The following is a 10560-nucleotide window of genomic DNA, read 5'->3' as shown; positions in this document are numbered from 1 at the left end:
CGGATCATCAGGGCCACATTAGGATTCAAATCTATGAAGACGGCTTATGCCACAATTAAAGGTATTGAAGTCATGCGTGCACTACGTAAAGGACAAGCATCGTCATTTTATTATGGTCAGCCTCAGGTGAAGTGTGTCTAATCAACAGGGTTTTCGGTCTCTAAGTACTTTTTAAAGGGAACATCATCGACTCAAATCTCTATTTGCAACAGTGCCTAATTAAATCCCTTACAATTCAAATTTTTCAGCAACGACTTATCTTTGTTAAAATAGTATTAATTTATTTTTTTTAGGACAAACCTTAACAAAATTACAAATTTGTAATTTGGTTGTCATTTAGGTGTATATATCTAGGAATTAGTATATGAAGAAATTATTTTTTGGTCCAAGATATGATTAGATTCAATAATATATATATGAAGATTGTTTTAGTTATTTTTACTATAGTTTTTTCAACCAGTAGTTTTGCTGATGGGGGACTTCGTTTCTTAGAGAAAAATTTAGAAATAATTAACAATGAAAAAAGCAAAGGGTGTGAAGAGAATTAATTCAAAATTATAATGAAGCACATATAACTAGGAAAACTAAAAATTAGTTATTTTTAGTATGGTGTAACTAAGATTAATTAATTTTTTTAAATCGAATGATAAATATATTTATTTTTTTTAATTTATTCTTTACCATTTTCAAATTTTTAAATAATCCGAAAAGACTATTTTAAACTTTAGGGTTACATATGCTCCTATACATAGGCAGGAATAAATATGCAACTTAGTATATTTGCAACAATAGTACTGGAAAGATTCATGTAATAATGCTTAAAACTCTCTAATTAGTTAGGGAGGCATTGGAATTGGAGAAAAAAGTAAAGTGCCCACTAGCAAATGTGGTTATTGGAGGAATTATCTCATCAACCCTTCTTATGTTGGTTTTATTACCAATATTGTCCCGGTGGATAAATGAAAAGAAAGCTTCTTGACCAATTATAGTAAGCAATTTTTAGCAGAAATATTGAGGCTTACTCAAGTCTCTCAGCTAATCGTAAATAGAATAAGGAAACTATTGTATGTCAGAAGATCATTCTCAGAGCCACGCGGCTGTTACTGAAGAGAATAGTAAGAAGCTAATATTTACTGTAGGTTTGACCACTACGTTTTAATCGTAGAAATTATAACCGTTTTTATTACTCAAAGTTTAACTTTTGTGATTATCTAAAAACACATAGCGGTCGAATGGCCATATTAACTGACTTAAAATCAGTCGCATACTTTAATGTAGCGGTTCTGATAGCACAAAAGTTCGCAGCATGAAAACGGAACCGGCATAATTGATTTATAGTGAACCCATACACTAAGCATAATGATTTAGAGGACGATAATCCCAATGAAAAAATTCCTTTTAGGAGCTGTTGCCGCATCTGTTTTGGCCTTTTCAGGCAATGCTATGGCCAATTTTGTGGCAGGTCAGGACTATCAGGTGGTTGCAAAACCAGTCAAAGTCGAAAAACCGGGCAGAATTGAGGTACGTGAATTCTTCTGGTACGGCTGTGGTCACTGTTTCGCGCTTGAACCACATATGCAGGGCTGGTTGAAAAAATTACCAAAAGATGTACGTTTTGTACGTACGCCGGCTGCAATGAATCCACTCTGGGAGCAGGCAGCGCGTGCTTATTATGTGTCTGAAGCATTGGGTGTGCGTCAAAAAGCACATTTACAATTATTCCATGATATTCATGATAAGCAACGTCCAATTTTAGAACAGGCGCAATTGGCCAAGTTCTATACCCGCTATGGTATTCCTGAAGCGAAATTTAACAGCACTTATAAATCTTTCCCGATCACTTCGAAAATTGCCCAAGCCAAAAATCTGGCTGCTCAGTATCAGTTAAGTGGTGTTCCGGCAGTGACCGTGAATGGTAAATATATTGTGCAGGGTAATGATGCCAAAGTCATTCAGGTGGTGAATTACCTGATCGAGAAAGAGCGTAAAGCCAAATAAGACGCGATTGATTATCTCTAAAAAAAACCTGCATCGAATCTGCAGGTTTTTTTATTTAAACTGGAGGAATGGTTATTTACGTCCTGACTGCCGGATCTGGTGTTTCTATCGGCGGGCGATACCAGTGTAAAATTCCTCGGAATAAGAGCTGCATCTGCAACACGCTTTGCGCTTTAAAGTAATGAATTTTCCTTTCTATTTCAACACGCAGAATTGCCGAGGCGCCCCGACGCTCTACAACAAACAAATTCTAATCTAAGATTTACATAAATAGACTGATAAAGTTTAAAAGGAATAAATATTAATTTAAACAACATGGAAATTCTTGTTAATTTCAACAGAAATATGAACAATCTCTTCATGAATTGACAAAGCTTTACGAACTACCTCTGCTGTTAAGGAGTCATTAACTGTATTTAGGGATAAAATACATGAAAATTTACTTCTACCTACTTTCCAGACATGCAGATCAGTAATCATAATTTGGTTATCTAATTCCTCTACAACTTCCTGAATCTCCTTTACTACAGGATGTTCCATCTCTGCATCAAGCAATGTTTTACCTGTTTCTCTAATCAATCCCCAAGACCATTGTGCTACAAGCACTGCACCTACGATCCCTAGAATTGCATCTAAAAAATCCCATCCAAAATACTTCCCTGCGAAAAGTGCAATAATCGCTAATACAGAAGTTACTGCATCTGCTACTACATGAAGAAAAGCGGCTTTCTGGTTTAAGTCATGGTCATCATGAGAGTGATGATGATCGTGGTGGTGGTCATGGTCATCATGAGAGTGATGATGATGGTGGTGGTGACCATTTTCACGTAGTAACCAGGCACAAATAAAATTAACGATCAAGCCAACAATCGCAATTGAAATTGCCTCGTTGTAGTGAATATTCACAGGATTGAATAAACGTTCTATCGATTGAACACCCATGAATACAGCAACAACCATCAATAAAATGGCACTCGAATATCCAGCTAAGATTTCTATCTTCCATGTACCGAAACAGAATCTCTGATCACGAGCATATTTTCGAGCCATTTTATAGGCAAAATAAGCTAAGCCCAATGCCAACATATGAGAACTCATATGCCATCCATCAGCCAATAAAGCCATGGAATTAAAGAACCATCCTCCAAAAATTTCAAACACCATCATTACACCAGTGAGGATGGTTGCGATTAAAATTTTCTTTTGTGCTAAAGGATTTCCTTCGTCAAATTGATGCGAATGGTCACTTTTAACATTATTTAGATATTACATTTTATTGCACCACAATTAATACTCCCCCATAGTATATGTTCTTGAGGTTGAATAGTATGTCTCACTTAAATCAGAACAAAAAAATTTTAAATCGGATTAGACGAATTCAAGGTCAAACTAATGCCCTTGAACAGAATATTTTAAATTCTGAAAATTCTTGTATTGAGGTATTACAGCAAGTTGCAGCAATTAAAGGTGCGATAAATGGCTTAATGAATGAGTTAATAGAACTTCATCTTAGAGAACATGTACTCGGTGATACTGAGAAAATAAAGGAAAAAGAACTAAATGAATTTTTAGCTTTAGTTAAACGCTACTTATAACTTTAAAGCACAGTCTTTTAAATAAAAAAACTGTGTGCGCACCTATTAATGACAGTGGTAATCACCAGTTTTACTGTTGGTATGACAACCCTGTAAGTTCGTTCCCCCAGAATGAGCATTCGCATAGGTAAATGACATGCCTATAAAGCATATTAATAAAATTCTTTTCATCTTAATCCCTCTCAAATAATTAGAATATCAACTGTATGATATTTAATAAAAGCCAACATGGCTTAGACCATTTCCAAATATATAAAGTAAAGCCAACAAAACTTTAAATGTATATAAAAAATGGTTAAATAATTGCAAGGGGGGCTTTAAAACGTTTTAATCGTAAAGCATTTCCTAGTACAAATATTGACGAGAGAGCCATTGCACCAGCAGCAAATACAGGAGAAAGTAGCAGTCCAAATTGCGGATAAAGTACACCTGCTGCAATAGGAATCAGAGCTGCATTGTAAACAAATGCCCAAAATAAATTTTCACGAATATTGGTTATAGTCGCTTTGCTTAAAGCGATAGCATTTGGCACTCCTTTCAGGTTGCCAGACATCAAAACCACATCAGCAGCTTCAATAGCTACGTCTGTACCTGTACCTATTGCTAAACCAATATCTGCTTCTGCAAGTGCAGGGGCATCATTAATGCCATCTCCAACATATGCGAGTTTACCATATTGATTTTTTAATTTTTTAACGGCCTCTATTTTACCTTCAGGTAAGACTTCTGCAATAACCTCATCAATACCTAGTTTTTTTGCAATCGCTTGAGCTGTATGACGGTTATCACCTGTAATCATGGCAACCTTTAAACCTAACTGATGTAACGCTTCAATTGCAGCAAATGTTGATTCTTTAATTGGATCTGCTACAGCAATAATGGCAGCAAGTTTCTGGTCAATCGCAACATAGAGAGGGGTTTTTCCTTCTTCTCCCAAACGATCCGAAAATTGAGAAAAAACATTAGGATTCAAACCTAGTTTTTCCATATATCGATCTGCACCAATATGAACCAAATGTTCAGACACCGTTGCTTCTATTCCATAGCCCGTGACTGACTTGAAATCAGCAACAGGAGACAGGATTAATTCCTTATCTATAGCGGCTTGTACAATTGCTCGAGCAATAGGATGCTCAGACTTTGATTCAACGGCTGCCATAAGTGAAAGTACGGCATTGTATTCAAACCCTTCTAAGACATGCAGATCGGTTAAAATTGGTTTCCCTTCAGTCAGGGTCCCTGTTTTATCAACAGCAACCACTTTAGTTTCTTTGAGCAGCTGCAAAGCTTCCCCTTTACGGAATAAAACACCCATTTCAGCACCACGCCCAGTTCCCACCATGATTGATGTAGGCGTTGCAAGTCCCATTGCACAAGGACATGCAATAATGAGTACCGCAACTGCATTAACTAAGCTAAACGTTAGGGCTGGCTCAGGGCCGAAGATAAACCAAGTAATAAAAGTTAAAAGAGAGAGACCCATTACTACAGGTACAAACCACATGGTAATTTTATCAACCAATGCTTGAATAGGCAGCTTGGAACCCTGTGCCTGTTCAACCATTCGGATGATTTGAGAAAGCACTGATGAACTACCAACAGAGGTGGCTTTGATATTTAAGCTGCCACTTTGGTTAATTGTTCCTCCTACCACAGTAGAGCCTATCGTTTTTTCAACGGGCATAGGCTCGCCAGTAATCATGGATTCATCAATAAAACTTTGGCCGTGAATAACTTCACCATCGACAGGGATACGCTCGCCTGGTCTAATCTCTACAATCGTTCCTGTTTGAACTTCGGCAATCGGAACTTCTATCACCTGATTATTGAGCTGTATTCTGGCAACTTTAGGCTGCATTCCAACTAGATGTTGAATTGCTAAAGACGTTCGGCCTTTTGCCTTGGCTTCAAAAAATCTACCTAATAGAATTAAAGTGATAATAACCGCTGCAGCTTCATAATAAACATTGACCGTGCCTTGTGGCAGGACACTTGGAAAGAAAGTAGCAACCACTGAATAAAGATAAGCAGCCAATGTTCCTACAGCCACCAAGGAATTCATGTCTGGTGCTAAGCGGAATAAACTTGGGATGCCCTTTTTAAAGAAGCGTCGGCCTGGAAAAATTAATGCTACTGTGGTCAAGAAAAATTGCATTAACCAGCTATTTTGTTGGCCAATGTTATCCATCATAAACGTATGAAAGGCGGGAATCAGGTGTGATCCCATTTCTAAAATAAAAACGGGTAGAGTCAATAAGACTGACAAAATTAAATCTTTTTTAAGTTTTTCTAATTCAATATTTTTTTTATCTTGAAAGCTTTCCGTAGTTTGATGAACTGACTTTGCTTCAAACCCTGCTTTGGTAACAGCCTGAATTAACGAGTCACGAGTGACAGATGAGCTTGCCTGAATAGTCGCTTTTTCAGTAGCCAGATTTACATGAGCTGATTCCACACCCTCAACAGATTTTAAGGCCTTTTCTACTCGACCTACACAAGAAGCACATGACATACCCTCAATCGTAAGCTCTATTGGTTGCAGCGCTTCCACTTCGTAGCCTGCTTTTTCTACGGCTTTAATTAAAGTAGCGCGATCAAGTGGTTGATGCGCATAAATGACTGCTTTTTCGGTAGCCAGATTTACATGAGCCGATTCAACACCCTCAACAGATTTTAAAGCTTTTTCCACACGGCCTACACAAGAAGCACATGTCATCCCCTCAATCTCTAATGTTTCACTGTAGTGTGGCGTATCAGTCATTTCGGTACTCATATACGATCTCTATCATTTAGATATGCTGAGTTCTATATGCGAAGATCAGCTCGAACCAAGATTAGGGGGAATTCAGGGATTACTTTTATTTCAAGCAAGTACAGGTTTTATCTGTACGATGAGGAAAATAAGAGAGAGTAAAAGTGGTAAGGAATTCCCACTGTTACTCTAACAGAGATTAAGCAGGATCAGCTGTAAATCCACGCTCACTGAGAGTGGCAATGACTTGATCCTGACTCACCGTTGTGTTGATTTCAACAATACGGTTTTGTAAATCAATATCGAGTGAGGCATTCGAGTCGAGCTCTTTAATTGCGGTAGTAATGCCGCGTGCACAACCACCACAAGTCATATTAGCGATGTGAAATTTCATATGTTGCTCCTTTTTAACAAAACATTTGTTTAAAACATTAGAACAGTAACTCTAAACTTTCACCATACAACCAGCCTTTTTCTGAATCAGTTACTCGCTGTAACTTGGTCTGTGTACAACCTTACAGTTTTCTTCAGAGTATTCCAAAGAAGAGTGTTCTAATGACTACAGTAAAAGTACTTAACCAACATTAATGTGACTTTAAAATGACATTTTTGTCATCTACGATCACTCTGAAATTTATAAGATTAGTTATTTCAATCAATGGTAGTGAACTGAATAGATGAGACCGTTATGGGTTGAAGATAAGCTAAAAACCGGTGACTACCTTTATGTATAATGCCTCATGATGCGATTTTACTGTTCTGATTGTCGTAAGTTGGCAGTCCAGTAGAAACTTTATTGCTCAGCTACAAAAGATAAATGCAGTAATGTTAAATTTCCTCAATTCCCTTATTTTGAAATTCTCTTATTCAATACCCACGACAGTGGTTATATAGCCTGTTGTTAATAGAATTGATAGACCTAATAACATCTCAAATAAAATGGCATGACTAAGGTGTTTAGCGAATTTAGGATGTTGAAGACGCGGGGTGAAATACCATTTGTTGAAGGCAGCTAAAAGTAGAATACCTATAACAAAAAACATTTTAACCATGAAACCATAGCCATATGCAGTATTGATTAAGGTATTAAAATCTTTAATTAAAAGAAGAGCTACACTAGCGCCACAGGCGATTAATATCCCAACAATGAAAGCAGCAATACGTCCAAATACATGCATGCGATCTTTTAAAGGTAAACCACTTATTTCCCGGCTGGTTTTCCATAACGGATATAAAGACCCCATCCATAACGACATAACTAGAATATGGATTGATAATAAAATTTGAGCAAGTAAGGTTAAATTAGCGACATGTCCGAGCTGGGAAAAACTAAAAATAATCGGGAGAAGTAAAACACAAAATATTGAACTTTCAATTATAGAAAAATGACCTTTGTTCCTGTTAAGTTTAACCACCATGAGAAGAAGTAAAAGAGCAAAACTAATAGAACGAAGAACGTATATATACCCCGTCGGAGTATTAACCAATATATTAATATACGTGGGGTCCACCATACCTGTAATACCAGTATTGGCAAAACTACCAATCAGAATAAAAAATCCCAAGGTACTGGAAATTAGGCCTAATCCAGCGCCAATTGTAATATATTTAAGAATCGATTCTTTTAGTTCAAGATATTGTCTAAGTAAAAAATAGCAAAAGGCTCCACCAACGACAAAAGCTACACTTAAATATAAAATAACCTTAGTTAACCAAGTGGCCCACATCCAATATTCAGAAATCATTATTTTTGTCCATTCTAGAACAACATGCCAGCACCTCACTGACATGTTGAAAGGTAATCAATTCTTATTTAGTTGATTTGATAGTGAAACTATATTCACCATTCATGTTGTGACCATCTTTCCCCATTGTTGTCCAGACAACGGTATATTTACCTTTTTTCAGTTTCGGAAGAGCGACATCAAAGGATTTCTTTAAGTCATGAGTAACTTTATATTTTAAAGGAACATCTCTTCGCTGAGCATCCAGTAACTTAATATTCATCAACATAACCTCTGCACCAAAGTTAAGGGTCAAGTTCTTTGGTTGACTAAGGATAGATGCATTTTCCGCAGGAATCGCACTCACTAAACTCACATGAGCGAACGTAGTTGTAGTAGCCACAATCATCGTTGCAGCTACTACAACATTACGTAGAGCAGTCATTTTATTTTGAAATAATTTCATTTACGTTTCCTCTTGATTCGTTAGTTCATTAGAGATGACTTTATAAAATCTATATTTAATGAGACCACATCATCTCCTCTTATATTTCAATTATTAGTGAGAGACAGAAACAGAGCGATGACTTCAAAATTACATTTTTGTCATTTTTAAAAATCAATAGACTCAAGTGATAAAATTATTCAATAGAAATAAAAAAATTGACTATAACCAGCTACCACCTAAGTAAAACACCGGTGGCATAACCAGCGATCAACTTCATCAAAAGAATGAGTGGAGCAAATAAATGAAAACTACCTCTCTCTATTTGTTTGCTTCATTCATTTAAAGGTTGTATCGGCTGATCAACTGATGGAAGGAAAATACCATGACTTATATCCGCCAAACTTTACTCGCACTTTGTATAACCACTGCCGCTCTAGGTGCATTAGCCCAAAATCCTGAAGAGCATAAAACTCATCACCCAGAAAATACTCCTCCATCCACAGTCACTGTTAAAAAGACAGCTACTGGCACGATGACTCCAGACAAAATGGCTGCAATGGACCAACACATGAAAGCGATGCAAGCCATGCATGAAAAGATGATGGCTGCAAAAAACCCGCAAGAACGTCAGAAACTTATGGCTGAGCACATGAAACTCATGCAAGGAGGTATAAGCATGATGAAACAGATGGGTAGCCAAAGCATGAATGCCAATATGGCTGACCGTCAGCAAATGATGGAAAAACGTATGGACATGATGCAATCCATGATGCAGATGATGATGGACTGTATGCCTCCCTCCACAACTAAATAATTACCCATGAATTAGAGAGGGAAGCACCATGAACCATCAACCTCAAGAACATAATTCAGTACCTAACTTTTGGTCTACACGTTATGCCATCGGCCTATTCGTGATTGGTGGTGTGGCAGCCTATTTTCTCTTAACCGAGCATTTGGCCCATGTCGTTGGTGTTTTACCCTTTTTACTCCTTTTAGCATGCCCACTCATGCATATTTTTATGCATGGTGGTCATGGACATCACCATCATCAACAGAAAAATCCAGACACATCAGATAATAAAAAATCACGCGAACCAGGAGACCCCTCATGAATCATGCGGAATCGGCTTATGGTTTATGGACGCTGGTTATCATTAACTCAGCAGTTTTTATCATGTTCGCTTTCAGTTTTTTTAGACCTTCCACTGCGCGCGATTGGCGTACATTTGGGGCCTTTTCGGCTTTTATCATTGCTCTATTTGTCGAAATGTATGGTTTTCCTTTAACCATTTACCTGTTATCTGGTTGGCTTCAAACTCGCTTCCCTCAACTTGACTTACTTTCTCATAATGCAGGTCACTTGTGGTCAACGCTATTAGGTGAAAAAGGTGATCCACATTTTGGCATTTTGCATATCGCCAGTTACGTTTTCTTGGGCTATGGATTTTACCTGTTATCAACGTCATGGCACGTGCTGTACAACGCGCAACGTCAGCATTCTTTAGCGATCACAGGCCCTTATGCACGTATACGTCACCCACAATACGTGGCTTTTGTGATGATCTTGCTGGGTTTTTTATTGCAATGGCCAACTTTACTGACACTGATTATGTTTCCAATCCTACTCTTAATGTACAGCCGCTTGGCAATTAAGGAAGAGGCTGAAATGAGTAAACAGTTTGGCGCTGTCTATGACAGCTATGCTCAACAGACTCCGAGATTTATTCCAAAATTCGGCCATAAAACCACTTTACCATAAGAGAATTATTTATGTCAGATCAAAAAAATCATAACCAGGACCATATGGCACAGGCTACAACAGACGTACTGAAAGACCCAGTCTGTGGTATGACCGTCACTGAAGAATCGAAATACCATGAGGAATTTAAGGGGAAAACTTACTTTTTTTGCAGCGCAGATTCAAATCCCAAGTGCAACACATTTGTAATTAGTTGAAAAAGTTAGGTGTATTCATAGAATCATTAGACTTTTTCAACTCGCAATTGGAAAGCACACAATGAAGAAATACACCCAACTTTC

At 37.5% G+C, this 10560-nt stretch carries 10 protein-coding genes and 5 pseudogenes; 8 read left to right on the top strand and 7 right to left on the bottom strand.

The features are described from left to right. The 3 genes and pseudogenes from FTU19_RS15085 to FTU19_RS15080 form a co-directional block, all read left to right on the top strand. Nucleotides 1-164: pseudogene (locus FTU19_RS15085) on the top strand (IS6 family transposase); the annotation flags it as partial. 902 nt (nt 165-1066) lie between these two features. Further along, nucleotides 1067-1206: pseudogene (locus FTU19_RS16450) on the top strand (cation transporter); the annotation flags it as partial. 177 nt (nt 1207-1383) lie between these two features. Then, the gene (locus FTU19_RS15080) at nt 1384-1998 is read left to right on the top strand and encodes a thiol:disulfide interchange protein DsbA/DsbL (protein ID WP_004281236.1); all 615 of its coding nucleotides are present in this window, start codon (nt 1384-1386) and stop codon (nt 1996-1998) included. Nucleotides 1999-2074: 76 nt separating this feature from the next. Here the strand turns inward: FTU19_RS15080 and FTU19_RS16475 are convergent. Beyond that, nucleotides 2075-2176, bottom strand: a pseudogene (locus FTU19_RS16475) (TetR family transcriptional regulator); the annotation flags it as partial. A gap of 128 nt (nt 2177-2304) precedes the next feature. Beyond that, nucleotides 2305-3246: pseudogene (gene dmeF, locus FTU19_RS15075) on the bottom strand (CDF family Co(II)/Ni(II) efflux transporter DmeF); the annotation flags it as partial. An 80-nt stretch (nt 3247-3326) separates the two neighbouring features. Between dmeF and FTU19_RS15070 the strand changes: the two are divergent. Continuing rightward, nucleotides 3327-3593 (top strand): metal/formaldehyde-sensitive transcriptional repressor, encoded by a 267-nt coding sequence (locus FTU19_RS15070; protein WP_005006352.1) that lies wholly within the window; start codon nt 3327-3329, stop codon nt 3591-3593. Between the two features lie 45 nt (nt 3594-3638). On the opposite strand, the gene FTU19_RS15065 is transcribed toward FTU19_RS15070, so the two are convergent. The 5 genes from FTU19_RS15065 to FTU19_RS15045 all read right to left on the bottom strand — a co-directional run bounded on the left by FTU19_RS15065 (nt 3639) and on the right by FTU19_RS15045 (nt 8535). Continuing rightward, nucleotides 3639-3731 (bottom strand): YHYH domain-containing protein, encoded by a 93-nt coding sequence (locus tag FTU19_RS15065; protein WP_257225475.1) that lies wholly within the window; start codon nt 3729-3731, stop codon nt 3639-3641. A 157-nt stretch (nt 3732-3888) separates the two neighbouring features. Beyond that, complete coding sequence (locus FTU19_RS15060; RefSeq protein ID WP_004281880.1) at nt 3889-6366, bottom strand: heavy metal translocating P-type ATPase; 2478 nt, start codon at nt 6364-6366, stop codon at nt 3889-3891. A 178-nt stretch (nt 6367-6544) separates the two neighbouring features. Beyond that, a complete protein-coding gene (locus FTU19_RS15055; protein WP_004281879.1) occupies nt 6545-6739 on the bottom strand; it encodes a heavy-metal-associated domain-containing protein in 195 nt (64 codons plus the stop codon). A gap of 469 nt (nt 6740-7208) precedes the next feature. Then, complete coding sequence (locus FTU19_RS15050; protein ID WP_005021625.1) at nt 7209-8090, bottom strand: copper resistance D family protein; 882 nt, start codon at nt 8088-8090, stop codon at nt 7209-7211. Nucleotides 8091-8154: 64 nt separating this feature from the next. Continuing rightward, entirely contained in the window at nt 8155-8535 is a 381-nt protein-coding gene (locus FTU19_RS15045) for a copper resistance protein CopC (RefSeq protein ID WP_004681441.1), read from the bottom strand. Nucleotides 8536-8899: 364 nt separating this feature from the next. Between FTU19_RS15045 and FTU19_RS15040 the strand changes: the two genes are divergently transcribed. The 4 genes and pseudogenes from FTU19_RS15040 to FTU19_RS15025 all read left to right on the top strand — a co-directional run. Further along, nucleotides 8900-9331, top strand: a complete 432-nt coding sequence (locus FTU19_RS15040) for a hypothetical protein (RefSeq protein WP_005407407.1) — start codon at nt 8900-8902, stop codon at nt 9329-9331. A gap of 28 nt (nt 9332-9359) precedes the next feature. Then, a complete protein-coding gene (locus FTU19_RS15035) occupies nt 9360-9632 on the top strand; it encodes a DUF2933 domain-containing protein (protein WP_004755892.1) in 273 nt (90 codons plus the stop codon). Beyond that, entirely contained in the window at nt 9629-10279 is a 651-nt protein-coding gene (locus tag FTU19_RS15030; protein ID WP_004281871.1) for an isoprenylcysteine carboxylmethyltransferase family protein, read from the top strand. The genes FTU19_RS15035 and FTU19_RS15030 overlap by 4 nt, the downstream gene beginning before the upstream one ends. 11 nt (nt 10280-10290) lie before the next feature. Continuing rightward, nucleotides 10291-10434: pseudogene (locus FTU19_RS15025) on the top strand (YHS domain-containing protein); the annotation flags it as partial. Between the last annotated feature and the right edge of the window lie 126 nt (nt 10435-10560).

The sequence above is a fragment of the Acinetobacter sp. YH12072 genome, assembly GCF_013419565.1.
Classification (GTDB): domain Bacteria; phylum Pseudomonadota; class Gammaproteobacteria; order Pseudomonadales; family Moraxellaceae; genus Acinetobacter.
The sequence above is the reverse complement of the archived record's forward strand: the minus strand, read 5'-3'. Positions and strand labels throughout refer to the sequence as shown.